Source organism: Kaistia terrae, from assembly GCF_026344005.1.
GTDB lineage: Bacteria > Pseudomonadota > Alphaproteobacteria > Rhizobiales > Kaistiaceae > Kaistia > Kaistia terrae.
The window spans coordinates 1,034,186-1,058,989 of record NZ_JAPKNH010000001.1; the positions used below are offsets into that span (position 1 = coordinate 1,034,186).

Annotated in this window: 26 protein-coding genes; 13 read left to right on the forward strand and 13 right to left on the reverse strand. The window is 63.6% G+C overall.

All coding sequences use genetic code 11. The features are described 5' to 3' along the window. Positions 1–9 precede the first annotated feature (9 nt). Together OSH12_RS04775 and OSH12_RS04780 are read left to right on the forward strand one after the other, a co-directional pair. Positions 10–747, forward strand: a complete 738-nt coding sequence (locus tag OSH12_RS04775) for a glycosyltransferase family 2 protein (protein ID WP_266342459.1) — start codon at positions 10–12, stop codon at positions 745–747. After that, positions 737–1,078 carry a lipid-A-disaccharide synthase N-terminal domain-containing protein gene (locus OSH12_RS04780; protein WP_266342330.1) on the forward strand — a complete coding sequence of 114 codons (342 nt, stop codon included), beginning with the start codon at positions 737–739 and terminating at the stop codon, positions 1,076–1,078. The genes OSH12_RS04775 and OSH12_RS04780 overlap by 11 nt, the downstream gene beginning before the upstream one ends. Here the strand turns inward: OSH12_RS04780 and metC are convergent. After that, the gene (gene metC, locus OSH12_RS04785; protein WP_266342331.1) at positions 1,071–2,249 is read right to left on the reverse strand and encodes a cystathionine beta-lyase; all 1,179 of its coding nucleotides are present in this window, start codon (positions 2,247–2,249) and stop codon (positions 1,071–1,073) included. The genes OSH12_RS04780 and metC overlap by 8 nt on opposite strands. A 329-nt stretch (positions 2,250–2,578) precedes the next feature. On the opposite strand from metC, the gene OSH12_RS04790 reads away from it, so the two are divergent. The 4 genes from OSH12_RS04790 (at position 2,579) to OSH12_RS04805 (ending at position 7,105) form a co-directional block, all read left to right on the forward strand. Continuing rightward, positions 2,579–3,601 carry an amino acid ABC transporter substrate-binding protein gene (locus OSH12_RS04790; RefSeq protein ID WP_266342332.1) on the forward strand — a complete coding sequence of 341 codons (1,023 nt, stop codon included), beginning with the start codon at positions 2,579–2,581 and terminating at the stop codon, positions 3,599–3,601. Between the two features lie 163 nt (positions 3,602–3,764). After that, positions 3,765–4,940 (forward strand): amino acid ABC transporter permease, encoded by a 1,176-nt coding sequence (locus OSH12_RS04795; RefSeq protein WP_266342333.1) that lies wholly within the window; start codon positions 3,765–3,767, stop codon positions 4,938–4,940. A gap of 10 nt (positions 4,941–4,950) precedes the next feature. After that, positions 4,951–6,285, forward strand: coding sequence for an amino acid ABC transporter permease (locus OSH12_RS04800; RefSeq protein ID WP_266342334.1), 1,335 nt, complete (start codon positions 4,951–4,953; stop codon positions 6,283–6,285). 19 nt (positions 6,286–6,304) lie between these two features. Next, positions 6,305–7,105, forward strand: coding sequence for an amino acid ABC transporter ATP-binding protein (locus OSH12_RS04805; RefSeq protein ID WP_266342335.1), 801 nt, complete (start codon positions 6,305–6,307; stop codon positions 7,103–7,105). Between the two features lie 74 nt (positions 7,106–7,179). Here the strand turns inward: OSH12_RS04805 and OSH12_RS04810 are convergent, their stop codons facing one another. From OSH12_RS04810 to OSH12_RS04845, 8 genes are all read right to left on the reverse strand, one after another. After that, a complete protein-coding gene (locus OSH12_RS04810; RefSeq protein ID WP_266342336.1) occupies positions 7,180–8,484 on the reverse strand; it encodes an OmpA family protein in 1,305 nt (434 codons plus the stop codon). A gap of 458 nt (positions 8,485–8,942) precedes the next feature. After that, positions 8,943–9,803 carry a 3-mercaptopyruvate sulfurtransferase gene (gene sseA, locus OSH12_RS04815; protein WP_266342337.1) on the reverse strand — a complete coding sequence of 287 codons (861 nt, stop codon included), beginning with the start codon at positions 9,801–9,803 and terminating at the stop codon, positions 8,943–8,945. Positions 9,804–9,866: 63 nt separating this feature from the next. Beyond that, positions 9,867–10,583, reverse strand: a complete 717-nt coding sequence (locus OSH12_RS04820) for an alanyl-tRNA editing protein (protein WP_266342338.1) — start codon at positions 10,581–10,583, stop codon at positions 9,867–9,869. Further along, positions 10,583–11,623: a cysteine synthase A gene (locus OSH12_RS04825; RefSeq protein ID WP_266342339.1), complete on the reverse strand. Its 1,041-nt coding sequence runs from the start codon at positions 11,621–11,623 to the stop codon at positions 10,583–10,585. The genes OSH12_RS04820 and OSH12_RS04825 overlap by 1 nt, the downstream gene beginning before the upstream one ends. Positions 11,624–11,741: 118 nt before the next feature. Further along, entirely contained in the window at positions 11,742–13,205 is a 1,464-nt protein-coding gene (locus OSH12_RS04830; RefSeq protein WP_266342340.1) for a cryptochrome/photolyase family protein, read from the reverse strand. 1 nt (position 13,206) lies between these two features. Then, positions 13,207–14,229, reverse strand: a complete 1,023-nt coding sequence (locus OSH12_RS04835) for an acyltransferase family protein (RefSeq protein ID WP_266342341.1) — start codon at positions 14,227–14,229, stop codon at positions 13,207–13,209. A gap of 127 nt (positions 14,230–14,356) precedes the next feature. After that, the gene (locus tag OSH12_RS04840; RefSeq protein ID WP_266342342.1) at positions 14,357–14,704 is read right to left on the reverse strand and encodes a hypothetical protein; all 348 of its coding nucleotides are present in this window, start codon (positions 14,702–14,704) and stop codon (positions 14,357–14,359) included. A gap of 119 nt (positions 14,705–14,823) precedes the next feature. Then, on the reverse strand, positions 14,824–15,960 hold the full coding sequence (locus OSH12_RS04845; RefSeq protein WP_266342343.1) for a Gfo/Idh/MocA family protein: 1,137 nt from the start codon (positions 15,958–15,960) through the stop codon (positions 14,824–14,826). 165 nt (positions 15,961–16,125) lie between these two features. Here OSH12_RS04845 and OSH12_RS04850 point away from each other — a divergent pair, with 165 nt between their 5' ends. Genes OSH12_RS04850 through OSH12_RS04880 form a run of 7 tightly spaced genes read left to right on the forward strand, consistent with a single transcriptional unit; the run spans position 16,126 to position 22,184 of the window. Beyond that, entirely contained in the window at positions 16,126–16,944 is an 819-nt protein-coding gene (locus OSH12_RS04850) for a sugar phosphate isomerase/epimerase family protein (protein ID WP_266342344.1), read from the forward strand. Positions 16,945–16,963: 19 nt separating this feature from the next. After that, positions 16,964–18,040: a Gfo/Idh/MocA family protein gene (locus OSH12_RS04855; protein WP_266342345.1), complete on the forward strand. Its 1,077-nt coding sequence runs from the start codon at positions 16,964–16,966 to the stop codon at positions 18,038–18,040. Next, positions 18,040–18,864, forward strand: coding sequence for a sugar phosphate isomerase/epimerase family protein (locus tag OSH12_RS04860; protein WP_266342346.1), 825 nt, complete (start codon positions 18,040–18,042; stop codon positions 18,862–18,864). Before OSH12_RS04855 ends, OSH12_RS04860 begins: the two co-directional genes overlap by 1 nt. Then, positions 18,861–19,688 (forward strand): alpha/beta fold hydrolase, encoded by an 828-nt coding sequence (locus OSH12_RS04865; protein WP_266342347.1) that lies wholly within the window; start codon positions 18,861–18,863, stop codon positions 19,686–19,688. The genes OSH12_RS04860 and OSH12_RS04865 overlap by 4 nt, the downstream gene beginning before the upstream one ends. After that, positions 19,685–20,416 carry a ribulose-phosphate 3-epimerase gene (locus OSH12_RS04870; protein WP_266342348.1) on the forward strand — a complete coding sequence of 244 codons (732 nt, stop codon included), beginning with the start codon at positions 19,685–19,687 and terminating at the stop codon, positions 20,414–20,416. Before OSH12_RS04865 ends, OSH12_RS04870 begins: the two co-directional genes overlap by 4 nt. Beyond that, entirely contained in the window at positions 20,413–21,363 is a 951-nt protein-coding gene (locus tag OSH12_RS04875; RefSeq protein ID WP_266342349.1) for an ROK family protein, read from the forward strand. The genes OSH12_RS04870 and OSH12_RS04875 overlap by 4 nt, the downstream gene beginning before the upstream one ends. Continuing rightward, positions 21,360–22,184, forward strand: coding sequence for a DeoR/GlpR family DNA-binding transcription regulator (locus OSH12_RS04880; RefSeq protein ID WP_266342350.1), 825 nt, complete (start codon positions 21,360–21,362; stop codon positions 22,182–22,184). Before OSH12_RS04875 ends, OSH12_RS04880 begins: the two co-directional genes overlap by 4 nt. Here the strand turns inward: OSH12_RS04880 and hspQ are convergent. The 4 genes from hspQ to OSH12_RS04900 all read right to left on the reverse strand — a co-directional run bounded on the left by hspQ (position 22,181) and on the right by OSH12_RS04900 (position 24,682). After that, positions 22,181–22,516 (reverse strand): heat shock protein HspQ, encoded by a 336-nt coding sequence (gene hspQ, locus OSH12_RS04885; RefSeq protein WP_266342351.1) that lies wholly within the window; start codon positions 22,514–22,516, stop codon positions 22,181–22,183. The genes OSH12_RS04880 and hspQ overlap by 4 nt on opposite strands. Positions 22,517–22,608: 92 nt before the next feature. Then, positions 22,609–23,769 carry a UbiH/UbiF family hydroxylase gene (locus OSH12_RS04890; RefSeq protein WP_266342352.1) on the reverse strand — a complete coding sequence of 387 codons (1,161 nt, stop codon included), beginning with the start codon at positions 23,767–23,769 and terminating at the stop codon, positions 22,609–22,611. Next, positions 23,766–24,248, reverse strand: coding sequence for a DUF6691 family protein (locus OSH12_RS04895; protein WP_266342353.1), 483 nt, complete (start codon positions 24,246–24,248; stop codon positions 23,766–23,768). The genes OSH12_RS04890 and OSH12_RS04895 overlap by 4 nt, the downstream gene beginning before the upstream one ends. Beyond that, the gene (locus OSH12_RS04900) at positions 24,245–24,682 is read right to left on the reverse strand and encodes a YeeE/YedE family protein (RefSeq protein WP_266342354.1); all 438 of its coding nucleotides are present in this window, start codon (positions 24,680–24,682) and stop codon (positions 24,245–24,247) included. The genes OSH12_RS04895 and OSH12_RS04900 overlap by 4 nt, the downstream gene beginning before the upstream one ends. Positions 24,683–24,804 lie beyond the last annotated feature (122 nt).

Sequence of the window (24,804 nt, forward strand, 5' to 3'; positions counted from 1 at the left end):
GCCGGCCTGATGGCGCGGCCGGACGTTTCGGTGGTCATTCCGTGCAAGAACGAAGCGGAAAACCTGCCCGAGCTTATCGGCGAGGTTGCCGCCGCTCTGGCCGGCCGCAAGTTCGAGTTGATCGTCGTCGACGACGGCTCGACAGACGCCACGCCCGCGGTTGTGCGCGAGATGATGCGTGACCGGCCGTGGCTGCGTTCGATGCGCGATGAGCGGTCGAGCGGGCAGAGCGCTGCCGTGCGCACCGGCCTGTTGGCGGCGCGTGGCGATATCGTGCTGACGCTCGACGGCGACGGCCAGAACAATCCGGAATTCATGCCGGCGATGCTGGAAGCGATGGAGCAGGGTGGCCCCCGGACGGCTCTGGTCGCCGGTCAACGCCTGAAGCGCACTGATTCCGGTGCCAAGCGCATGGCGTCGCGTTTCGCCAACCGCCTTCGCGGCGCCATCCTCAAGGATGGTACGCGCGATTCAGGCTGCGGGTTGAAGGCGATTCGCCGCGACGTGTTCCTGCTGTTTCCCTATTTCGACGGCTGGCACCGCTATCTGCCGGCGTTGACGATCCGCGAGGGCTACAAGGTCGCGCATGTCGACGTGGTCGACCGCAACCGTCGCCACGGAACGTCCAAATACGGCATCCTGGATCGGGGCCTCGTCGGCGCGCTCGATCTGTTCGGTGTCTGGTGGCTTATCCGGCGGCGGAAGAATATTCCCGCGCCGATAGAGGTGAAGATCGATGGTCGGTAATCTTTTCGGCTCTTTTGCCGCCTGGCTGCATCATGTTTTCGTCGAGCAGTTCGACATCTGGATCCTGCTCGGATTCGTCGCGCAAGCGCTCTTCACCATGCGCTTTGTCGTGCAGTGGATCGCCAGCGAGCGGGCAAAGAAGAGCGTCGTGCCCGCCGCCTTCTGGACCTTCTCGATCCTCGGCGGCGCGCTTCTGCTCGTCTATGCCATTTACCGCAAGGACCCGGTCTTCATCGCCGGGCAGGCGGCTGGCCTGTTCATCTATTTCCGCAACGTCTGGTTTATCCTGCACGAGCGGAAGCATGCGCGCGAGACGGGCGCCGTCAGCTGAGGTTGCTGACGCGCGCGAAGCTTGCTTCCAGGTCGGCGATCAGATCGGACGTATCTTCCAGGCCGATCTGAAGCCGGATGATGCGGTCCTCTGCCGGCCAGGCGACCGCGGTGCGGTTGGGCCGACCGATGATGGCGAGGCTTTCGTAGCCGCCCCATGAATAGCCGAGCCCGAACAGCCGCAGGCCATCGAGGAAGGCCTTGACCTTGTCGAGGCTCCAATCGCTCATGACGATGCCGAACAGGCCGCTGGAGCCCGTCATGTCGCGCTTCCAGATCGCGTGGCCCGGGTCGCTGGCGAGGCCGGGATGCAGGACGCGGGCGACCTCGGCACGGCCTTCGAGCCAGCGCGCAATCGACATCGCTGATTGCATCTGCCGATCGAGCCGGATGCCCATCGTGCGGATGCCGCGCAGCGTCAGATAGATGTCGTCAGGCCCGACGCACAGACCCAGATCGCCATGCGTGTCGCGCAGCATCTTGTAGGTCCGCGCATTCGCCGCGACGGTTCCGATCATCACGTCCGAATGGCCGCAGAGATATTTTGTGCCGGCCAGGATGGCCAGATCGACGCCATGCTCCAGCGGCTTGAAGAAATAGGGGGTCGCCCAGGTATTGTCGGCCAACACGAAGGCATCGCGCGCATGGGCGACAGCGGCGATCGCCGGAATGTCGGAGATCTCGAAAGTCAGCGAGCCGGGGCTCTCGAGATAGACGGCGCGCGTGTTCGGCCGGAACAGGGTCGCGATTTCGGCCCCGATCTTCGGATCGAAGAACGTCGTTTCAATGCCGAGCCGATTCAGCAGGCTGCGTGCGACGTTTCGGGCCGGGTCATAGACATTGTCGGCCATCAGCAGATGGTCGCCGGCACGCAGGACAGAGAGCAGGGCGGTTGAAACGGCCGAGAGGCCCGATGGGCAGAGGACGGCGCCCTCGGCGCCCTCCATCTCCGTCATAGCCATTTCCAGCGCTTCGATCGTCGGGGTGCCGCGGCGACCGTATGTGTAGCGCTGCTGGCCACCGAGAAGATCATCCGAGTTCTCGAACAGCACGGTCGAGGCGTGGATGACCGGCGGATTTACGAACGGACCCGTGATGTCGTGATCGCGACCGGAGCGCACCAGGCGCGTCAGCGGCTTTTCCATCGACAGATCACGCTCATTCCGGGACATGCAGGACTCCGAAGAAAATAGCTGGCGGGGGTTGGCTCTTCGATCCTGCGCATGTGCCTCTTTCGAAAACACATGCTGAAACAATGGTCTGCAGTCGGAACCACGCCCCCTTGACCCGCTTGGCATAATGCCATGTGATGCAGGGGTCAATTCAAGTTCTATCAGGCGGTCTATCGATTAAGGTTAGGCAGCGACGCGTCCGGGCAAGATGGAATGCGACAATGAACGCAATCCTGGGACGTTGATTGAATTCGTCGAAGATCTCGGTAACGAGACGATACTGCTTCAAATCGAAAGACTGATATTCCAGGGGAAGAGAAGGCTGTGAAATGAACAGGAATTTTGCATCTATTCTGGTCGGAGCCGCGCTGGCACTGGCGAGCGTTACAGCAGCAGGGGCCGGCACGTTGGAAGACGTGAAAGCCAAAGGTTTTCTTCAATGCGGCGCCAATGGCGGTAATTTGATCGGCTTCGGCGCTACGGATGAAAAAGGCGAATGGAGCGGTATCGACGTCGATTTCTGCCGCGCCATGGCGTCAGCGATCTTCAACGATCCGACCAAGGTCAAGTTCACACCGCTCAACGCCAAGGAGCGCTTCACGGCGCTGCAGTCGGGCGAAGTCGACGTGCTTTCCCGCAACACCACCTGGACGATGTCGCGCGACAGTTCGCTGGGCCTGCAGTTCGTCGGCGTCACCTATTATGACGGCCAGGGCTTCATGGTCCGCAAGTCGCTCGGCGTTTCGTCGGCGCTTGAGCTTTCGGGCGCCAAGGTCTGCACACAGACCGGCACGACGACCGAGCTGAACCTCGCCGACTATTTCCGCTCGAACAACATGCCCTACGAGGTGGTTGCGTTCGAGAAGAACGAGGAAGTCCTCCAGGCCTATGAAGCGGGCCGTTGCGACGCCTACACGACCGACGCCTCGGGTCTCTATGCCGAGCGCCTGAAGCTGGTCGCTCCCGACGATCACATGATCCTGCCGGAGATCATTTCCAAGGAGCCGCTCGGACCGGCCGTTCGCCAGGGCGACGACAAGTGGTTCACGCTGGCGAAGTGGACGCTGTTCGCGCTGCTCAACGCCGAGGAACTCGGCCTGACCAAGGCGAATATCGACGAGAAGAAGACCTCCGATAATCCGGAGATCAAGCGCTTCCTCGGCATCGAGGGCGATTTCGGCACGCCGGTCGGCCTGTCGGGCGACTGGGCCTACAACATCATCAAGAACGTCGGCAATTACGGCGAGATCTTCGATGCCAATATTGGTCCCTCGACCAAGTTGGGTATCGCTCGCGGCCTGAACAATCTCTGGTCGAAGGGCGGCATCCAGTACGCTCCGCCGATCCGCTAGTTTCATCGCGTAAACCACGGGCGGTTTTCCGCCCGTGGTCCTGCCGCGGCTGATGGGCGCCAAGACCCAGGCCGTGCCGATGAACCGACAGTGACCGCCATAGGCCTGTCGTCGAGGGGATACACGTTTGGCTGTACGAGGCGCGGCGTCCGCAGGGGGACGCATGGCTACTTTCCTGAACAATCCGACGATCCGGGGTTGGGTCTTCCAGATCCTCTTCGTCCTCGTGCTCGGCTGGTTCGTCTGGGACATCATCGACAACACCTCCCGCAACCTTCAAAAGGCCAACATAGCTGCCGGTTACGGCTTTCTCGAGCGGACGGCCGGTTTCGGCATCGTTCAGAAGCTCGTGCCATACACCGAGGCTTCGTCCTATGGACGGGCGCTGTTTGTCGGCCTGCTGAACACGCTGTTGGTCGCGGGAATCGGCATCGTGCTGGCGACGCTCCTCGGCTTTATCGTCGGTGTGGCGCGGCTCTCGTCGAACTGGCTGGTGTCGCGGGTCGCGGCCACCTATGTCGAGGTTCTCCGCAATGTCCCGCTGCTGCTGCAGTTGTTCTTCTGGTATTTCGCCGTTCTGCGCTCCGTGCCCGGAATGCGCGAGAAGTGGTCGTTCCTTGGCATTTTCCACCTGAACATCGGCGGACTACACGTCCCCAAGCTGATCCTCGGGGAAAGCGCATGGATGATCTTCGCGGCCATCCCGGTTGCCATCGCCGTCATGATCTTCGTCGCGAAGTGGGGCCATGAACGGCAAAGCCGCACCGGCATCCGTCCCCCGATCGGGCTGATCAATACTGCCGTGCTGATCGGCTTGCCGGTCATCGCTTTCTTCATCGCGGGTCGGCCGCTGCATATCAGTATGCCGGTTTTCACCGAAACGGGACCGCTCCTTCGGCGCGGGTTCCAGACCGATTCCGGCATGACCATCATCCCGGAATTTCTCGGGCTGCTGCTGGCATTGTCGCTTTATACGGCTGCCTATATCGCGGAAGTCGTCCGGTCTGGCATCCAGGCCGTTACCCGGGGCCAAACGGAAGCAGCCGCTTCCCTGGGGCTCCGTCCGCGCCAGACACTGCGGCTCGTCGTCTTGCCGCAAGCGATGCGGATCATCATCCCGCCACTGACCAATCAGTATTTGAACCTGACCAAGAACTCGTCGCTGGCTGTCGCCATCGCCTATCCGGACCTCGTCGCGGTCGGCGGCACGGTCCTGAATCAGACGGGGCAGGCCGTGGAAGTGGTGAGCATCTGGATGATTTTCTATCTGGGCCTCAGTTTCCTGACATCCGCTGTGATGGGCTATTTCAACAAGCGCGTCGCGCTGGTCGAACGGTGAGGGGCGCATCATGAACAAACCCGGCTCCGCCTTCGTTCGCGACTCGCTCCTTCCCGCCAGGGCGCCACCACCAAACTCGGTCGGCATCGTCGGCTGGATGCGCCAGAACCTTTTCTCCACGCCGCTGAACAGCGTCATGACCGTCGTCATCCTGGTGTTCATCGTATGGGCGGTGACCCCGTTCTTCCGCTTCACGCTGGTCAACGCCGTGTGGACCGGCGAGGACCGGCAGGCCTGCGCTACGGCGACGGGCGCCTGCTGGGCCTATGTGAAGGCCTATCTGCCGCAGTTCATCTATGGTCGGTACCCGATCGGCGAGCGGTGGCGCGTGGACGTCGTCTTCTGGACATTGGTTGTCGGGCTCATCCCGATGCTGATCCCGCGCGCGCCATACAAGCGTCTCAACGCCCTGTTCCTGCTCACGGTCTTTCCGGTCATCGCCTATATCCTGCTGACCGGCGGCCACCACCAGTTCTCCGGCCGGTGGATCCCGAACAGCTGGATGTCGCCGTCGCCGCTCCGCTTTGCCGTCGAATATGCGCTGGTCTCGGCCGCGGTGTTTGGCGTCTCGACGCTGTTTTCCTGGATGTCGGGCAGGCCGATAACGGGATCCTGGCGCACGCTTGGCTTCATCCTTGGCGCGTTCGCGATCGTGCTGGCGCTCGTCAGCCTCGATTTCGGTCTCGTGCCTGTGGAGACCGCGAATTGGGGAGGGCTGCTCGTCACGCTCGTGGTCGCCATTACCGGTATGGTGGCCTCGTTACCGCTCGGCATCCTGCTGGCGTTGGGCCGGCGATCGAACATGCCTGTCGTAAAGTTGGCCTCGACCATTTTCATTGAGGTCTGGCGCGGCGTGCCACTGATCACCGTGCTGTTCATGGCGTCGGTGATGCTGCCACTGTTCCTTCCAGACGGCGTGACCTTCGACAAGCTGCTGCGCGCGCTGATCGGTGTGGCGCTCTTTAACGCCGCCTATATGGCCGAAACCATCCGTGGCGGCCTGCAGGCCATTCCGCGCGGCCAGTATGAGGGGGCGCAGGCGCTTGGCCTCGGCTATTGGCAGATGATGCGGATGATCGTCCTGCCGCAATCGCTCCGCATCTCCGTTCCTGGCATCGTCGGCTCGTTCATATCCCTGTTCAAGGATACGACGCTGGTCATCATCATCGGCCTCTATGACTTCCTGGGCCAGATTCAGGCTTCGGCAAACGATGCCAAATGGGCGTCTCCGGTCACCGGACTGACGGGTTATATTTTCGCGGCCATGGTGTTTTGGGCATTCTGTTTCTCGATGTCGCGCTATGCTGCCTATACAGAAAGACGGCTCGACAGGGGCCGCAGATGAAATCGAAGGGGAACTGAAGATGTCGGATCTTTCCGTCGCCGCCGAAGAATTACCGCCGGTAGCGCCCGCCCTGACCGTCTCATCGACCGACGTCGCCGTCGAAATGGTCGACGTCAACAAGTGGTATGGCGAGTTCCATGTGCTGCGCGACATCAACCTGAAGGTCATGCGCGGCGAGCGCATCGTCATCTGCGGACCATCCGGCTCCGGCAAGTCGACGTTGATCCGTTGCGTCAATCGGCTGGAAGAGCACCAGAAGGGCCAGATCGTCGTCGACGGCAAGGAGCTCACCAACGATCTGCGCAAGATCGACGAGGTGCGCCGCGAGGTCGGCATGGTGTTTCAGCACTTCAACCTGTTCCCGCATCTGACGATCCTCGAGAACTGCACGCTTGCACCGATCAACGTCCGCAAGATGCCGAAGCGCGAGGCCGAGGACATCGCGATGCACTACCTGAACCGGGTCAAGATTCCCGAGCAGGCGAACAAATATCCAGGCCAACTCTCCGGCGGACAGCAGCAGCGCGTGGCCATTGCCCGCTCGCTCTGCATGAACCCGCGCGTCATGCTGTTCGACGAGCCGACCTCGGCGCTCGATCCCGAGATGATCAAGGAAGTGCTCGATGTCATGGTCGGGCTGGCGCTCGAAGGCATGACCATGATCTGCGTCACGCACGAGATGGGCTTCGCCCGCCAGGTCGCGAACCGGGTGATCTTCATGGATGGCGGCCAGATCATCGAGCAGAACGATCCGGTCAGCTTCTTCACCAACCCGCAGCACGAGCGGACGAAGCTGTTCCTGAGCCAGATCCTGCACTGAACATCTTGCGACGGGTTCCAGATTGAAAAAGAGCCCGGCAGGTGACTGCCGGGCTCTTTTGTGTTTGAGGGCTTCTAGCGACCCTGCAGCAGGGGCGTGATGTTGCGAATGGTGACGCGACGGTTCTGCCGCTCCGGTCCGTCCGTCGGGATCTTCAGATAGCGCTCGCCATAGCCCTGGCTGACGAGGGCATCGCGCGGAATGTCGAAGTAGTCCGACAAGATCCCGGCGACCGAGGCGGCGCGGCGATCCGATAGCTCCAGATTGGCAAAATCGGTGCCGACGGCGTCCGTATGGCCTTCGATCAGGAACACGGCACCGGGATTGCGATCCACGACACGACTGATGGCGCGGCCAATCGACTTCAGCTTGCGCACCTGGTCGTCCGGGACGCGAGCCGAACCGAACTCGAAGGTGATCGCGTCGAGATCCACGCGGCGCACCATGTCGCGTACTCGCGGATCGCGACGGATCTCATTCATCGAGTAACCGCGGTCGAGCCGCTGGACCGGCGCAGCGCGGAACGTGTCCTCGATCTGCCGCTCGGTGGCGCGGCCGCCATCGATGAAGCGATTGTTGGAGCGATAGGGACGACCGCCATAACCCGGAGGCGGGGGCACCTCGCGGTCGCCGAGGCCGGGGCCGTCAATGAAGATGTCGCGCTGCCGAGGTGGTTCGCGATAGTCATCGCGATACGAGCTATCGTTGTCGCCGGGGCGCGGCGGTCGAGCGTCAGGACGGGGGCGGTCATCGCCGGGGCGAGCCGAATTCGGCCGGCCTTGTTCGCCGCGCGGCGGACGGTTGCTCGTCGCGTCGGGACGGCGGTCCGGCGCAGGACGCGCATCCGGCTGGCCCTTTGGCGGCTGCTGCGGCTTCGGCCGCTGTTCACTCTGGGCGGGCGGAGCGGGCTTGCGATCCGGCGTAGGTGTCGCGTCGGGTGCTGGCTTGGCAGCGGGAGCATCCGGCTTCTTCGCACCTGCCGGCGGCTGGTACGCCTTGGGCTGGCCGCCATTGTCAGGACGCGGGTTCGGTTCTGCCTGCCGGGGGGCAGGGCGCGTCGGCTCCGTCTCAGCCGGAGCCCGTGGCGCGGGCGCGGAAGCGCCGCCGCCACCGGCCGACTCGGCCGCGCGGAGATCCTTCATGGCATCGGCAACGCCGCGACGAGCAGCACGAACGTCACCACCCGTATCTTCTGCCTGCTTGAGCGATTCCTGTGCCTGCTCCAGCAATTGCCGAGCCCGGGCGACGCGGTCCTCAGCCTGCGCAACCACCATCGGGCGGTTGTCGAGACGCGCTTCCTGACCAAAGGCCAGCGACGAGCCACCCAGAAGGACCGGGATCGCCACCGATGAAAACAGAATGAACTGGGAGGGTTTCATAGGCTTCCTACAGCTTGGCTTCAGCCGACGGTTTTGTCGAACACCCGAGCATCACTCCGGCGCCGATACCGTTCTGCTTGCCGCGAAAATGCGGCGACCATGAGGGAAGTATGCGCTGAGGGCCCCTGAACGGTGCCTGAATGCATGGTTCAGCCAGCACGCAGGAATGCCGTGCCGCCTCGGCGAGGTACACCCGAGGCGGTAATGGCTGTGCCGACGCGACATGCGGGCCGCTCAGAGAAATGGATGCACCCGATAGAACAAGATCCATCTGGGTCGATTCCGACTTTTCACCTCTCCCTGAGGGAGAGGTCGACGGCCGCAGGCCGGCGGGTGAGGGTTTACGGCCTCACCGTATGGTTCCCTAAACCCTCTCCCGGCTCTTCGAGCTGACCTCTCCCTTAGGGAGAGGTCAAGAAGGATGCTTCAGAGCAGATGGATCTCGCTCCAGGGCCGCGTCAGGCCGGGTCGGCGGGCCCTGTCACGACCGGGGCATCAGCCGCGCCGCCCCATTCGGCCCAGGAGCCATCATAGAGCGCAACATCTTTCGCACCGATCGTGCCAAGAGCGAGCGCCAGAATGGCGGCGGTCACGCCAGATCCGCAACTGGTGACGATCGGCTTGGACGGATCGACGCCCGCTGCGGCAAATGCCGCTTCGATCTCGGCCGCGCTCGTCAGCTTGCCATCCACCACGAGGGAGCCGGCCGGAACATTGCGGCTGCCGGGCATGTGGCCGGTGCGAAGACCCGCACGCGGCTCGGGCTGTTCACCACGAAAGCGTTCGCCCGGACGCGCATCGACAATCGTCACGCTGTGATCCGCGACCAGCCCGCGCATATCGGCGATAGAACGAACACCCGCTGCATCGAGCTTGGCATTGAAAGTCTTTGGCGTCGGCCTAGAGTCGCCAGCCTCGACCGGCCGCGCTTCGGCGATCCACTTCGGGAAACCGCCTTCGAGGATCCAGACATCCTTCGCGCCCATGATGCGGAACGTCCACCAGACGCGGGGGGCTGAGAACAGGCCCGCGCCATCATAGACGACTATGGTTTGCGTCTCGGATATGCCGAGCTTGCCGACCGTCTCCGCGAACTGTTCGGCCGAGGGCAGCATGTGCGGCAAGCCGGAGCTGGTGTCAGCGACCTTGTCGAGATCGAAATAGACCGCGCCTGGAATGTGCGAATTCAGAAATTCGCCGGCTGCGTCCCGGTTGGCGTTCGGCAGGTACCAGGAGGCGTCGACGATGGCGATCGACGGGTCGCCGAGGTGGTCTGCGAGCCAATCGGTCGAAACGAAGGTGGTTGCGCGGTCGATCATGTCCGTCTCCGGTAGGCAAGAAATTCAGTGGGATTGTCAGACTTGAGAGTCCGACCGACTCCCTCAGGCGAAGCGGATGCGGACGCGCCGGTTCTGCTTGCCCTTGTTCTCGATTTTGGCGACCACAAGGGCGCCGATCTCGGCCGTCGTCTGCACATGCGTACCGCCGCAGGGCTGCAGATCGATGTCGCCGATGCGGACGAGCCGGACACGACCGCTGCCCATCGGCGGCATGACGCTCATCGTCTTGACCAGGCCCGGATTGGCGAGCAGTTCCGCGTCGGTAATCCATTCCGTCGAGACGGAGTGATCAGCGACGGCGAGCGCGTTGAGCAATTCTTCGATCGATTCCTTGGCCGGCACGGCGCCGTCGATGTCAAAATCGAGATGGCCCTCATCGGCGCCGATGCGACCGCCCGATACCGGGAACGGCAGCGCGACGGTCAGGAGATGCAGGCCGGTGTGGATGCGCATGTGGCGGTGGCGTGTCGCCCAGTCTATGTGCTGGACCAGTGTTTCGCCGGACGATGGCAAGGTAGAACCCTCCGCCGGCACATGCACGATCTCGCTCTTGCTGTCGCCATATACGGTAGTGGCAATCTTGATCATCGACCCGTCCTCGCGCTCCAGCGTGCCGGTGTCGCCGGGCTGGCCACCGCCGGTCGCGTAGAAGATCGTCCGGTCGAGGATGATGCCGCCCCGCTCGTTGATACCGACGACTTTCGCCTCAGCGGTCGAAAGATAGGCGTCATCTCGGAAGAGCAGGGTCGTCTCGGCCATTACTGCGCCTTTTCGTATGGGACGATGATGTCGGTTTGGCGTTCGAGCCAGCCGGGGACCGGCAATCCCTTTTCGCGCAGGAAGGCCGGATTGAACAGCTTCGATTGATAGCGCGTGCCGTAATCGCAGAGGATGGTCACGATGGTGTGGCCGGGACCCAGCGCCTTGGCGAGGTGGATTGCGCCGGCGATGTTGATGCCCGAGGAGCCGCCGAGGACGAGGCCTTCATTCTCGGCGAGATCGAAGACGACCTCCAGCGCTTCCGCGTCGGTGATCTGGTAGGCGGCGTCGATGGGCGCACCTTCGAGATTGGCGGTGATGCGGCCCTGGCCAATGCCCTCTGTGATCGAAGAGCCTTCCGACTTCAAAACGCCGGTTGTGTAGTAGCTGAACAGCGCCGCGCCCAGCGGGTCGGCCAAGGCGATCCGGATGTCGGGATTGCGTTCCTTCAAGGCGATGCCGATGCCGGCCAGCGTACCGCCCGAGCCGACGGCCGAGACGAAACCATCCACCTTGCCGTTCGTCTGTACCCAGATTTCCGGGCCGGTTGTCTCGATATGCGCCTGGCGATTGGCAACATTGTCGAACTGGTTGGCCCAGATCGCGCCGTTCGGCTCGGTCCGCGCCAGTTGCTCGGCAAGGCGGCCGGACAGCTTCACGTAGTTGTTCGGATCCTTGTAGGGGACAGCCGGCACTTCGATCAGTTGGGCGCCCGCGAGCCGAAGCGCGTCCTTCTTCTCCTGCGATTGGGTATCGGGGATGACGATGACCGTCTTGAAGCCGAGCGCGCTGGCAACCAGCGCGAGGCCGATGCCGGTATTGCCGGCCGTTCCCTCGACGATCGTCCCGCCCGGCCGCAACTGTCCCTTGGCGATCGCATCCCGAATGATGAAGAGCGCAGCGCGGTCCTTGACCGACTGGCCGGGATTCAGGAATTCGGCCTTGCCGAGGATCTCGCAGCCCGTCGCTTCGGACGCCCGGCGCATGCGGATCAGGGGCGTGTTGCCGATGGCTTCGATGACGGAAGGAAAGACGGACATGATGACTTTCTTATGCGGGATGCAAAGAGGCTAACGGGGCCCACAGACTGGCTTCAAGCGGGCCTGCGGGGCAAAGCACCATTCCCCGGCAGCTTATGCCCGGACGAAATATCATGCTTCAATCATCTGTAAATCCGGAAGACGAATCCACTTCCTCCTCGCGCATTTGCGCAAAGGCGCGCAAAGCCCTTTCGCGTGTAGCACCGAGATCTACAATCGGCTCCGGATATCCGGCGACTCCGCCCGACTTCCAGGGGGCATGGATCTGCTTCGCCGGGACGTTGGCCAATTCGGGAACATAGGTCCGCACATAGTCCCCCCGAGCGTCGAATTTCTCGCCCTGCAGGACGGGATTGAAGACGCGAAAATAAGGCGCGGCGTCGGCTCCTGAGCCGGCTACCCATTGCCAGCTCGCCGGATTGTTCGCGGCATCGGCATCGACCAGCGTGTCCCAGAACCAGGCCTCGCCAATCCGCCAGTCAACCATCAGGTTCTTGATCAGGAACGAGGCGACGATCATCCGCACCCGGTTATGCATGAAGCCGGTCTGCCAAAGCTCCCGCATTCCGGCATCGACGATCGGGATGCCAGTGCGGCCCTGTTGCCACGCAACGAGCGACGCCTCGTTCACAGCGGGCCACGGAAACGCGTCGAACCGCGACTGGAAATTCCGTGTTGCTAGATCTGGCTGATGGAACAGCAGGTGCCACGAGAATTCGCGCCAACCGATCTCCGACAGGAACTTGTCGACATTGGCCAGTTCGATCTTCGGTGTTTCGGCCAGGGCCTCCGGGGAAACGCCATGCCAGAGCTGGAACGGGCTGATCTCGCCGAAGCGCAGATGCGGCGACAAACGCGACGAAACGTCGGCGGCCGGTTCATCGCGGCGAGCGGCATAGTCCTTCAGGCGCTCCGTCCGGAAGGTTTGGAATTGTGTCCGCGCACCGGCCTCGCCGGGCGTCCAGGTAGCCCGCAGGCCAGCGGCCCAATCCGGCTTAGTCGGCATTAGCCTCCAATCGGAAAGGCTGTCGGTACGAACGTCTGGGAGCGGCAAGGGCAGGGCGTCCGGCGCGGGCAAAGGCGTGCGCGGCGGCAGTTGAGCCCGGCACGCCTTCCTGAACGGCGTATAGACCCGAAATGGCTGGCCTGCCTGCGTGCGTACCGTCCAGGGTTCGTGGAGCAGATTGGCCTGAAAGCTCTCCACCACAACGCCCGTTGCCTTGAGTGATGTCTTGATTGCCGCGTCGACGGCGCGCTCGCCGCCGCCATAGCGGCGATTCCAGAAGACGTGGCCGGCACCGATTTCGCCAGAAAGTTCCAGCAGGACGTCCACTGCCGGACCATGGCGCAGCACAAGTCGTTGCCCGCGCGATGCCAGATCCTTGCTCAATGCCTCAAGCGAGCCGTGCAGCCACCATTTCGCCGCCCCGCCAAGCGGACGGATGCCCTCGCTCATCTCGTCCAGAATGTAGACAATGACCAGCGGCGCGCCGAGCTGTGCTCCGGCAGCCAGTGCGGGATTGTCGGCGAGACGGAGATCGTCGCGCAGCCAGACCAGCGTGGGCTTTTCGATATCGGTCATCCTATTGCGCTGGCGCGAGCGCGCCTGCTTTCACACGGTCAATATGGGCCCAGCCAGGCCGCTTGAACAGGAAGCTCAGGCGCGTGTCCCGCACCGCCCAATAGAGCAGTATCGGCACGACCACGCCGGCCGCCGTCACGATCAGCGACACGGTGCCGAGATCGGGAATGATGCCGGTCTTGAGCAGCAAAACGCGTGTCGCCGCCATGGGCAGGAAGAAGGCGAGGTAGATGACGATAGACTGCTGGCCGCAATAGCGCAGCGGCGCCATGAGGTCTGCTTTGGAAAGCAGCGCCGAGAAGGCAATCACGGCGCAGGCGCCAAGAACGCCGAGCCCGAGCCCGACGAAGGGCAACTCGGAGAAGCCGCCGAACACCGCGAAGCCGTTCACGACGGCCCAGGCCAACAAGCCGACTACAGCCAAGGCTGGCCGGTCAATGACGGCGGCCGCCAGCCGGAACACCTGCGGCGCGAATACATATCCGGCATAGAAATAGACGAAGCGTGAGGCGAATTCGTCCGGGAGCGTCCATCCTGTATGGATCGGCGCGATTTCGAGTGCTGCCGCCACGATGAGGACAATCCAGGACGGCACGCCGCGCAGAAGCTTCGTCACGGTGAAGAAGATCGGCAGGAGGTAGATGAACCAAAGCGTGCCGAAAGGCTCGATAAAGGCAAGCAGGAATGCTCCGAGCGCACCCCCGACACCGTCCTCCGCCATCATGCCCGGCGCCTTGAAGGCGAACTGGATCATCAGCCACAGGACGTAGAAATAGGCAAAATGGACGATCTTGCGGTCAGCATAGCTCCGCCAGTCGCGATCAATGACGCGGGAGAGAAACAGCCCCGAGATCAGGAAGAAATCCGGCATCCGGAAGGGGCGGGCAAAGGCGACCACATGACCGAGCCAGCTTTCCGCCCCGGCTGCCTTTTCGACGCCCAGCGTCGAGTGCATCATCACGACCATGATGATGCAGAACCCCTTGGCGTAGTCGACCCAATCAATGCGTGTGCGTTCCGGCATCGATCCCCAACCCCGTTTTGATCGCGAGCGAGACTATCCGCTGAAGACGACGATCCTGTTAGCGCACAAGGCGGCGAGAGAACCCGCCGCCTTGTGCAATTCAGAATAGTCCTTAGCGGAAAGCGCGCTACTGCACACCGCGCTGGGCGGCGCAATTCTTGGCGACGGCGACTTCGATCAGGGCGATCCGCTCGCCGCGCGCGCGGGCCATGAACTCTTCATACGTCGGATTCGGCGTACGGATGCCCAACAGGATAAACTGCAGCGTCGGGTTGCGGCGAAGCTCGGACCAGCTGTTGTTATTGCTGGAGATCGGGACGTTGAGCGCCTGGATACGAGTCGCGATCTCGTCGCAGGAGAGCTTGCTGAACTGGCTCGAATCGACCTTTTCGATTTCTTCGGACTGAGCGTGGGCGGACGTCGCGGCGGCAATCAGGCTGAAGCCTGCCAGTGCGATCAACGAAAAGCGTCTCATCAAATTCTCCTGTCGCCGAAGCCGAACAAATACGGTTCGGTCGAATATAGAACGGCCTGCGGTGGTTTGCATCGCGCTTTGATGGAAACGAAGGCGCTCATGCACGGGTGGGTGGAGAGTCAGGGCTTCTGCAATGCTGCCGCATCGGCTTCGGACAGGCTAGCGGATCGTACGGCTCTTTCGGGAAGCACGACTGCCGAACCCGAGGCTCCAGCCTCGAGAATGCCTTCCAGCACTTCCAGCACATGCAGCGCCAATTCGCCGGAAGCACGCGGCGGCGTGCTGTCGCCAAGAGAGCGGGCCAGATCGGCGACGCCCAGCATTCGGTAGTTGGCGCGATCCGGCACGTCATAAGGCCAGTTGATACGGCCGTGCAGGGTGTCAGCCGTCGAAAGCTCCTGCCATGGCTCGCCCCGCGTGCTCAGCGCGAGCGTGCCCCCGAACGTGTCAGGGTCCGGCAGCCGCAGCGACCCTTCGGTGCCGTGCAGTTCGATCGGATGGTTGCCATGCCGGAACACGTCCCAGCTCATGCCGAGCGTGACGCTGGCGCCGGAGACGAACTCGATCAGCGCCATGATCGTCGTCGGCGTGCCGACCGCGAAGGATGTGCCGTTGTTGGGGCCGGGCGCTGTGATCACGCGCTGCGCCTGTCCGATCGTGCTAAGCGCCATCACGCGCTTCGCCGGCCCCAGTAGGTTGACCAACATGGTGACGTAATAGGGGCCCATGTCGAGTATGGGACCGCCACCGGGTTGGTAATAGAACTGCGGGTTTGGATGCCAGTGCTCCATGCCGCGGCCCATCATGAAGGCGGTTCCCGCCACAACCCGGCCGATTGCGCCCTCATCCATCAGCCGCCGCGCAAGTCTGCCCGCTGCTCCGAGGAACGTGTCCGGCGCCGAGCCGATGGCGAGTTTGCGCTCCCTTGCTTCTGCCACCAGCCGCCGACCTTCGGCGGCAGTGGCGGCGAGGGGCTTTTCGGTGAAGACGTGCTTGCCGGCCGAAAGCGCCGCCATCGAGATGTCGAAGTGAGCATTCGGCACCGTCAGGTTCAGGACCAGATCGACATCCTCGGCAGCCAGCAACGCGTCGACGGTCAGTACCCGCAGCCCATATTCGTTCGCTCGTCTCTGCGCCGCCTCCGGCTGCATGTCGGCACAGGCTCGTAATTCTACGCCCGGAAACAGGGCCGCGTTGCGCAGATAAGTGCTGGCGATGTTGCCGCAACCGACAACGCCGATACCCAATCGCTTCATATCGATCTCCCCCCCACAGGCGCCGCGCCAGTTCCCCGAAACACCCGCACGCGCGTCGATGCGCATTCGTGCATCATCATGCTTGACCGCCGCGCACAAAACAGCAAGCATGATTTCAACGAAATCACGCCGAAGCCGCCTCGCGGACGGTCCGAAACCCGGAACATGCTCACCATGATGCAGATCGGTTGCCAGACCTATACGTGGGAAATGCTCGGCGACCGCTGGACCGGTGGCCCGGACGATCTGCTCGATGCCATATCGGCCGCCGGCTACTCCGGCATCGAGATCACCGACACCATGATCGGCCATTATGCCGGCAAGCCGGAGGCCTTTGGGCGCGCTCTCGCGGCGAGGGGGCTGGAACTGGCCGCGTTCGCTTGCGCCAGCGACAGCGGCTACACCGAGCAGGACCAGTTGGAGAGTGATCTCGCCATGGTCGATCGAACCCTCGATTTCGTGGCCGCCTTTCCGGGCGCCGTGCTTTCGCTCGGAAGCGCCACCATCATGTCTCCCGGCAGTCTCGACGGGAAATTCGCTGCAGCAGCAGCCTTTTACAACGCAGCCGGCGAACTGGGCCAACGGACCGGCGTCCCGGTCGCTGTGCATCCGAGTTCGCACCACAACACGCTGCTTTTCACCCGCGCTGATTATGATCGGCTGTTTGCTCTGCTGGATCCGGCGCGAATTGGCTGGGTACCTGACACCGGCCATATTTTGCGCGGCGGCCAGGACATTCTCGACACGCTGACGACCTACCGCGACCGCATCCGGTATCTCCATCTGAAAGACGTCGATGCGAGCGGCGACTGGCAGATGCTGGGCAGTGGCATCTGTGACACGCGCGCGGTGGTCGACATCGTCGCCACGAGCCCGAACTTCAACGGTTGGCTCGTGCTCGAAGAAGAATCGGACATTGCCGCCGCTGATCCGGCCAAGGCCGTCCAGACCAACCGCGAGACGATGCGAGCGCTTCTCGCCTGAACGCCAAGAAGGACATTCCATGATCAAGAAGGAAGCGCGCAGGCTGCGGGTTGGCGTACTCGGCTGTGGCCCGATCGCGCAATTCGCCCATCTCGAATCCTCGGTGAAAGCGCGCAACGCTGATCTCTATGCAATCTGCGATGCGGCGCCCGATCTGTTGGCGCGAATGGCGGCGACCTATGAGCCAACCAAGGCCTATGCCGACTATGACGCGATGCTGGCCGATCCGGAGGTTGAGGCCGTAATCGTCGCGATTTCAGACGCTTATCATGTGCCGATGGCGATCCGGGCGTTGGAAGCCGGCAAGCATGTGCTGTGCGAAAAGCCGCTCGGCACCTCGGTCGAGGAAGTCGAGGCGCTGAAGAAAGTCGTGGAGCGGACCGGGCAGACCCTGCAGGTCGGCCATATGAAGCGCTTCGACCCCGGCCTGGAGGCGGCTGAAAAGTTCATCCAGACCGAGATGGGTCAGATGCTGTCGCTAAAGGCTTGGTATTGCGACAGCACACATCGCTACACGATGACTGACGCCGTCCAGCCCTTGCCGATCACGAGCAAGCTGGCGAAGAAGCCCAGCGGCGATCCGAAGGCGGATCTGAGGCGCTATTTCATGCTGGCGCATGGCAGCCATCTTGTTGATACGGCACGTTTTCTCTGCGGCGAGATCACCGAGGTCCGGGCGCGCCTGCTGGAGCGTTTCGGCGCCTATAGCTGGTTCGTCGAGACGGGCTTCGCCAATGGCGTGCTCGGTCATCTCGACCTGACGGTCGCCGTCCGAATGGACTGGTTCGAGGGCTTCCAGCTCTACGGCGAAAACGGCAGTATCGTCGCGAAGACCTACAATCCCTGGTATTTCAAATCGAGCGATGTCGAGATCTTCTCCGAGAAGGACGCGACCTATCATCGCCCGCTTGGCGCCGACGGCCATTTCTTCCGCCGTCAGCTCGAAGGTTTTGCTGACACCATTCTCAACGGTGTGCCGCAGCGCGGCGCCAACATCGACGACGGGCTCGCTTCTGTCCGTGTGATGGCGGCGATTGCCGAGTCGGCGCGCACCGGCAAGGCGGTCAGCGTCACCGACATGCAGGGGGCGGTCTGATGCGTCTCGGCATCTTCGCGAAGACGTTTTCTGGTAACGATCCGTTAACCGTGCTGAGCGCGGTCAAGGCCGCCGGCTATCCAACCGCGCAGTTCAACATGGCCTGCGCCGGATTGCCGGCCATGCCGGATGAAATCCCGGCCGAGACGATCGAGGCGATCCGACAGGCCGTCGCCGCGACCGGAGTCGAGCTGGTCGCGCTGTCCGGTACCTACAACATGATCCATCCTGACGTCGCTGTTCGCGACGAGGGGATGCGCCGGCTCGGCGTCATGCTCGATGCGGCGAGACAACTTGGCATACCGCTGGTGACGCTCTGCACCGGCACGCGCGATCCCGTCGACCAATGGGCGCACCATCCCGACAACGCGACGCCGGAGGCCTGGGCCGACATGCTGACCGAGATGACCAAGGCGGTGGATCTTGCAGAGGCAGCCGGAGTCGATCTCGGCATCGAGCCCGAGCAGGCGAATGTCGTCACCTCGGCCGAGGACGGTCGTCGCCTGGTCGAGGCTATCGGCTCGGGCCGGATCCGCTTCGTGCTTGATCCTGCCAATTTGTTTGAAATCGCCGACCGAGATGCCGCGCGCAGCATTGTGGCACAGGCCGTAGAGCTTCTCGCCGGGCGCATTGCGATGGCGCATGCCAAGGACCGCAATTTGGACGGCAGCTTTGCTTCTGCCGGAACCGGTGTCGTCGACTTCAAGGACTTCCTGGCTCGGCTCAAGACGACAGGCTTCGACGGTCCTGTCGTCACGCATGGCCTGACAGCAGACGAAGCACCCGGCGTCGCCAGGTTCCTCTCCGGCGTGCTTCACTCATGACCCGCTCGACCTTCCGGCGAGATGACGCCGAACTCAGCGTGTTCGACAGCGTCGATGGTTGCCCCGTCGTGTTCCAGCACGGGCTTGGCGGTGACAACGGGCAGGTCGTGGAGAATTTCCCGGATGGCCCAGACTATCGCCGGCTGACGGTCGAATGCCGGGCACAGGGCCATTCGACGCCCGGTAATGTCCGGCCGTTCTCGATTGCCATGTTTGCCAACGACATTCTGGCTGTTTGCGACGCACGCGGGATCGAGCGCTTTGTCATGGGGGGGATCTCGATGGGAGCGGCGATCGCGCTGCACATCGCGCATCATCATCCCGAGCGTGTCGCCGGCCTCGTGCTGGCACGCCCCGCCTGGCTGTTCGATCCGGCACCGGAGAACATGCGTCCCTATGCCAAGGTGGCGGAAGTCCTGCGGCTGTATCCGCGCGAGGAGGCGGGTGCTGCCTTCGAAGCACTGCCTATCGCCGCGCAACTTCGCCGCGACGCACGGGACAATCTGGCTTCGCTGCTGAAATTCATCGATCGACCGAACGCGGAGCTGACGGCGGACCTCCTGTCCGACATCGCCCATGACGGACCGGGCGTGACCATGGCGCAGGCGGCTGCTCTGGATGTGCCGACGCTGGTGATCGGCCATGGCGTCGATCACGCCCATCCGCTCGCCTATGCGCAGCAACTTGCCGCCACCATTCCGGACGCGCGCATGGTCGAGATCGCCCCGAAGGCGACCGACAAAACGCGCCATGTTTCCGAGTTTCGTAGCGCGCTGCACGACTTCCTGCGCGCCCTGCATCCGATTCAGGAGAAGACCGCATGACGACCTCGAACAAGCCTGCCGCCGGTTGGCTCAAAGCCCTGCCGCGCAACCGACTGCTTGGCGAATTCTCGCTGTGGTCGGCCGATCTCTGCAATTTCGAGCGCGATATCGCGCGGATTGATGCGCATGTCGATCTTCATCATATCGACGTCGCAGACGGGCATTTCGCCCCGGCTCTACTGTTCTTCCCGGATCTCGTCGCTCGCATTCGTGGCCTGACCAGCAAGCCGCTGCATGTGCATCTGATGGTTCAGGACGACATCCTGCTGAACCAGATCCGCCAGTTCGCCGAGGCCGGTGCTGACCTGATCTCGATTCATGTCGAGAATGCCGCCGTGGCCGAGGAAGCGTTGGCGCTGATCGTCGATCTGGGCGTCGAGGCCGGCATGGTGCTCCGGCTCGAGACGCCGGTTGAAACAGTCAGGCCGTGGCTGCCAAGGCTGGCATTCGTCACATTGCTCGGTACGGCAATCGGCGTGAAGGGGCAGGGGCTCTCGGATGAGGCCTGCCCGCGCCTTGAGGCCGTCCGCGCCATGTTGAAGGAAGCCGGTCTGGAAGACGCCGTCCGGCTGGCCGCTGATGGCGGCATCCGCGAAAACACCGTACCGCGCTTGCGTGCCGCGAGTGCCGAGACCGTCGTGCTCGGCTCGCTCGCCTTTGGCGATCCCGATCTGGCCGGACGCATGGCCTGGCTGCACGCACTTCCGGCTCCCGGCGAGGCGGCATGACGCGCGCGGCGCTCGCCATCGATCTCGGCGGGACGGAACTGCGCGCTGCCGTCGTCGAGGCAATGGGCCGCGTCGCCGCCTTCGCCGCGACGCCGACCGACGCGCTGGGCGGGCCGCAGGCTGTCATCGCCCAGATGGAAGCGTTGATCGGCCAGGTGCGGGCGGAAACGCCTGGGGCCAGCATCGTCGGTCTTGGCATTGGCGCACCGGGGCCGCTCGACCCCGATGCCGGCGTCGTTGTCGACGCGCCAACGCTGCAAGGCTGGCGGGACGTTCCGCTGGCGGCGATCCTTTCCGAGCGCCTCGGCGTTCAGGTCAAGCTGGAAAATGACGCCAATGCGGCGGCGCTTGGCGAGTGGCGCTTCGGTGCTGGCCAGGGGACGCAGTCGATGGTGTTCATCACCGTCTCGACCGGCCTCGGCGGCGGCGTCATTGTCGATGGCCACCTGCTGCATGGCCGGCGTGGGCTTGCCGGTGAAATTGGCCACATGACGATTTCCGAACGTCCAGAACGGTGCGCCTGCGGCGGTGTCGGTTGCTGGGAGGCTTTTGCTTCTGGCACGGCGCTGGCTCGCGAAGCCGCCCGGCTCGTGGCGTCCGGCGACGCGCCCGAGATGGCGCGGCTCGCTGGCGGCCGTCCCGTCACGGGGCGCCACGTTGCCGAGGCCGCGCAGAAGGGCGATGTACCTGCCCTGAAACTGCTCGATGACGAAGCGCGCTGGCTCGGTATCGGCCTGACCAATCTGCTGCACCTCTATTCGCCCGAGCGGTTGATCCTTGGTGGCGGCGTCGGAAGTCTGCTGCCGCTGATGCACGAGACGATCAAGCAGACGATCCGCGAACGGGCCATGTCGGCCTTTCGCGATGTTCCGGTGGTGGCAGCAGCACTTGGCCGCAATGCCGGCCTTGTCGGGGCTGCCAGCCTCGTGCTCAAGGGGGCGGCATGACCATCGACGAAACGCCCCCACCTGGCCCGACCGACTCCGAAACTGGCAGCGGCGCCCTTCCTGCGCTTCGGCACAGCCGGCTGCTGCATTATCTGCAGGATCGCAGCCAGGCGACGGTGGCGGAACTGGTCACCCTTCTGGAGGTCTCGCGCGACACCGTCAGGCGCGATCTCGACCTGCTGGAGCGGCGGGGCCTGCTCGTGCGCACCCATGGCGGCGCGGTCACGAAGGATCGTCTGGTCCGGGTCGATACGACCATGGGCCTGCGCATGGACGAGCATGTCGAGGCGAAGCGCCGGATCGGTCAGGAGGCGGCGAACCTGATCCGGGATGACGAAACGCTGATCCTGAATGGCGGCTCGACGATCTGCTTTTTTGCGGCGGCGCTGGGCGGGCGGCGAAACCTCACCATCGTCACCAACAACCTGCGCCTGCCGGCCGTCGTGCCGGAGGGCAGCATCCAGTCGATCCACATTCTGGGCGGATCCTACTGGCCGAACTATCAGGTAACGATCGGCGCCATTGGCTTTGCTGCGGTGGCCGGCATCCATGTCGACACGGCCGTGATCGGTTGTTCCGGCGTCTCCGCTTCCGGCATCTCGATGACCAAGCTGGACGAAGCAGCGCACACTGCCGGCATGATCGGCGTGGCATCCCGCACGATCGTCGTGGCGGATCAGAGCAAGTTCGGCATCACGGCGTTCGCCAATATCGTCGGGCTGGACGAGATCGCGTGCCTTGTCACCGACAGCCTTCCGCCGCCGGATCTGGCGGCGGCGCTGGAGCGGGCCGGCGTGCAGGTGATTGTCTGCGGGGACTAGTTCAGGCCGCCGCCATTGCGCGAGACATAGACGTGGCCGCGCCGTTCGGAGAAGTGGTCGCGGATCTGCGGATGGCGCAACGGCTCCTCGGAATCGTCGAGGACCAGGTTCTGTTCCGAAACATAGGCGACGTATTCGGTATCGGCGTTTTCGGCGAGCAGATGATAAAATGGCTGATCGCGCGACGGACGGGCGTCCGCCGGGATCGCGTCCCACCATTCTTCGGTGTTGGAAAAGACCGGATCGACATCGAAAACCACGCCGCGGAACGGGAAGTTCCGATGGCGGACGATCTGTCCGATCTGGAATTTGGCGGTGCGCGGCTGAACCATCGGTTGTCCATTTATCACGGGCTGGCCAGAAGCCACGATGCTCCGGCCACGTCAACCTCTACGACGAATTTCGCGCTCCGGCATCGAGCGGATCAGAGGTGCGGCGTCAGCCCCTGGCGCATGACCAGCCGCTTCAGGGACGGCAATCTGTCGATCGCGAAGAGGCCGATTCCGCGCAGCGCCTGGACGGGCAGGAAGTCCGTCAGCAAGGTGCGGTTCAGCGCATCGACAGCCGTCGTCCTCGATAGAATATCGCCGCTGCGGGCGCGGTCATAGGCTGCCATCGCCTCGGCCCCGCCGGGATCGTCACGATGATCGCGGACGACGGCGGCGAAGGCCGCGGCGTCGCGCAGGCCGAGATTGAGCCCCTGCGCGCCAATCGGCGGGAAAACATGGGCCGCTTCGCCCAGCAGTGCGATGCGCCGCGCGGCGAAATGACGGGCGGTCTGGCCGGACAGGGGAAACACCTGACGGCTGCCGACAATCTTGATCTTGCCGACGATGGAGCGGGAGCGGCGTTCGAACTCGGCCGCCAACGCCTCGTCGTCCAGCTTCGACAGCCGTTCCGCTTCGGCCGGGCTTTCGACGCAGACGATGGCTGAACGCAGGCCCGGCATGGGAACGATGGTGAAGGGACCGGTCTCGGTGTGAAACTCGGTCGAGACGTCGTCATGCGGCAGGCTGTGGCTGATGTTGGCGACGAGCGCGGCCTGCGGATAGGACCAGCTGCGCACGGCAAGGCCGGCGGCATCACGAGCCTTCGAGCGGCGTCCGTCGGCGGCGCCGAGCAACTTGGACCGCACAGACGCCCCATCGACCGTTACGACAGTGACCGCGTCGTCATCCGGCAGAACTTCGGAGGCGAATCCCGTGACCCGCTCGATACCGGCCTTGTCAGCCGCCTCATCAAGGGCCGCGATCAGCACCGCGTTCGGGATGTTGTAGCCGAACGCCTCGCGCTCGACTTCATGGGCGTGGAACTCGACCAGCGGCGCGCGGATCAGCCGGCGGGTCGCATCGACGATTCGCATCGTGCGCAGCGGCGCGGCCTTCGCTTCGATCGATGACCAGACGCCGGTCTCCTTGAGGATATCGACCGAGGCGCCCAGCATGGCGACCGTGCGCTCGTCGCGCGGCGGCGCCTTTGGCGCGATCAGCGTGACGGAGGCACCATGGCTGCGCGCCAGAATGGCAGCAACCAGCCCAGCCGGGCCGGCGCCGACAACGGCAACATCGCTGATACGATCGGTCATGGTTGAGCCTGCGTTCTTTCATCGCCTGGGTTCTGGCGGTCGCGGATCAGCCGGACGGCCAGGGAACCCACCGCCATCGCGACGAGGAAGATCAGAATGTCGGGCAGCGCGAATGCGATATTGGCGATGGCCGGTCCCGGGCACAAGCCGGAGATTCCCCAGCCGATGCCGAATACGATCGAGCCTAGTACCAGCGGAACATCGACGCGCCGCGAGGCCGGCGACGAGAAGGTGGGGGCGGCGAGGGGATGTCGATGGCGGTGCGCGATGCGCAAGCCCGCCATGCTGACCAATACCGCCGCTGCGAGCACAAAGGCGAGGCTCGGGTCCCAGCCGCCGCTGCCGATGGCACCGATATCGAGGAACGCCTTCACCTTGGCTGGATAGATCATGCCCGAGATCGCCAAGCCCAGGCCGAACAGCAGGCCCGACGCTGCAGCGCCGACGTAGAAACGAAACGAAGGAAGCGACGCGCTCAAAGCCCGTGCCTCGCGATGAAAACCGTGATGACGGCTGCGAGCATGAAGACAAGCACGGCGACGATGGAGCGCACGGAAAGGCGGGCGAGGCCGCAGACGCCGTGACCGGACGTGCAACCCCGCGCCAGCGCCGTGCCGACGCCGACCAGGAGACCGGAGACCGCCAGATCGAAGCGCCCGAGGGCGAGATCAGGCAGGGCGGCCGAAGCATCGGAAATCAAGCGCGGCGCAACCATGACGCCGATCACCGCCCCGAGGGGCAGGCCGACCAGGAACAGCAGCCGCCAGAGGGTATCGTCGAACCGGGGCGACAGCGCCGATCCGAAGATCGACGATATGCCGGCGATGCGGCCATTGACGATCCATAACAAGCCGGCGGCGGCCCCGATCAAGGCGCCTCCGATTATCGCGGACACGGGCGAAAAGCCGATCATGCGGTACTCCTGCAACAACCGCATGGTGGGCGAGGCGCATCGACGGAGCAATCCTGTCGAATGTCGCAGGTCACGACGCCGCAGAGGCTATTGCCACTGAGCCGTTCTGCACGTATCGACAG

Bases quoted from the DNA above. Each gene is read 5' to 3' on its own strand.
- OSH12_RS04775 (WP_266342459.1), top strand. From the start codon at position 10: ATGGCGCGGCCGGACGTTTCGGTGGTCATTCCGTGCAAGAACGAAGCG.
- OSH12_RS04780 (WP_266342330.1), top strand. From the start codon at position 737: ATGGTCGGTAATCTTTTCGGCTCTTTTGCCGCCTGGCTGCATCATGTT.
- metC (WP_266342331.1), bottom strand. From the start codon at position 2,249: ATGTCCCGGAATGAGCGTGATCTGTCGATGGAAAAGCCGCTGACGCGC.
- OSH12_RS04790 (WP_266342332.1), top strand. From the start codon at position 2,579: ATGAACAGGAATTTTGCATCTATTCTGGTCGGAGCCGCGCTGGCACTG.
- OSH12_RS04795 (WP_266342333.1), top strand. From the start codon at position 3,765: ATGGCTACTTTCCTGAACAATCCGACGATCCGGGGTTGGGTCTTCCAG.
- OSH12_RS04800 (WP_266342334.1), top strand. From the start codon at position 4,951: ATGAACAAACCCGGCTCCGCCTTCGTTCGCGACTCGCTCCTTCCCGCC.
- OSH12_RS04805 (WP_266342335.1), top strand. From the start codon at position 6,305: ATGTCGGATCTTTCCGTCGCCGCCGAAGAATTACCGCCGGTAGCGCCC.
- OSH12_RS04810 (WP_266342336.1), bottom strand. From the start codon at position 8,484: ATGAAACCCTCCCAGTTCATTCTGTTTTCATCGGTGGCGATCCCGGTC.
- sseA (WP_266342337.1), bottom strand. From the start codon at position 9,803: ATGATCGACCGCGCAACCACCTTCGTTTCGACCGATTGGCTCGCAGAC.
- OSH12_RS04820 (WP_266342338.1), bottom strand. From the start codon at position 10,583: ATGGCCGAGACGACCCTGCTCTTCCGAGATGACGCCTATCTTTCGACC.
- OSH12_RS04825 (WP_266342339.1), bottom strand. From the start codon at position 11,623: ATGTCCGTCTTTCCTTCCGTCATCGAAGCCATCGGCAACACGCCCCTG.
- OSH12_RS04830 (WP_266342340.1), bottom strand. From the start codon at position 13,205: ATGACCGATATCGAAAAGCCCACGCTGGTCTGGCTGCGCGACGATCTC.
- OSH12_RS04835 (WP_266342341.1), bottom strand. From the start codon at position 14,229: ATGCCGGAACGCACACGCATTGATTGGGTCGACTACGCCAAGGGGTTC.
- OSH12_RS04840 (WP_266342342.1), bottom strand. From the start codon at position 14,704: ATGAGACGCTTTTCGTTGATCGCACTGGCAGGCTTCAGCCTGATTGCC.
- OSH12_RS04845 (WP_266342343.1), bottom strand. From the start codon at position 15,960: ATGAAGCGATTGGGTATCGGCGTTGTCGGTTGCGGCAACATCGCCAGC.
- OSH12_RS04850 (WP_266342344.1), top strand. From the start codon at position 16,126: ATGCTCACCATGATGCAGATCGGTTGCCAGACCTATACGTGGGAAATG.
- OSH12_RS04855 (WP_266342345.1), top strand. From the start codon at position 16,964: ATGATCAAGAAGGAAGCGCGCAGGCTGCGGGTTGGCGTACTCGGCTGT.
- OSH12_RS04860 (WP_266342346.1), top strand. From the start codon at position 18,040: ATGCGTCTCGGCATCTTCGCGAAGACGTTTTCTGGTAACGATCCGTTA.
- OSH12_RS04865 (WP_266342347.1), top strand. From the start codon at position 18,861: ATGACCCGCTCGACCTTCCGGCGAGATGACGCCGAACTCAGCGTGTTC.
- OSH12_RS04870 (WP_266342348.1), top strand. From the start codon at position 19,685: ATGACGACCTCGAACAAGCCTGCCGCCGGTTGGCTCAAAGCCCTGCCG.
- OSH12_RS04875 (WP_266342349.1), top strand. From the start codon at position 20,413: ATGACGCGCGCGGCGCTCGCCATCGATCTCGGCGGGACGGAACTGCGC.
- OSH12_RS04880 (WP_266342350.1), top strand. From the start codon at position 21,360: ATGACCATCGACGAAACGCCCCCACCTGGCCCGACCGACTCCGAAACT.
- hspQ (WP_266342351.1), bottom strand. From the start codon at position 22,516: ATGGTTCAGCCGCGCACCGCCAAATTCCAGATCGGACAGATCGTCCGC.
- OSH12_RS04890 (WP_266342352.1), bottom strand. From the start codon at position 23,769: ATGACCGATCGTATCAGCGATGTTGCCGTTGTCGGCGCCGGCCCGGCT.
- OSH12_RS04900 (WP_266342354.1), bottom strand. From the start codon at position 24,682: ATGATCGGCTTTTCGCCCGTGTCCGCGATAATCGGAGGCGCCTTGATC.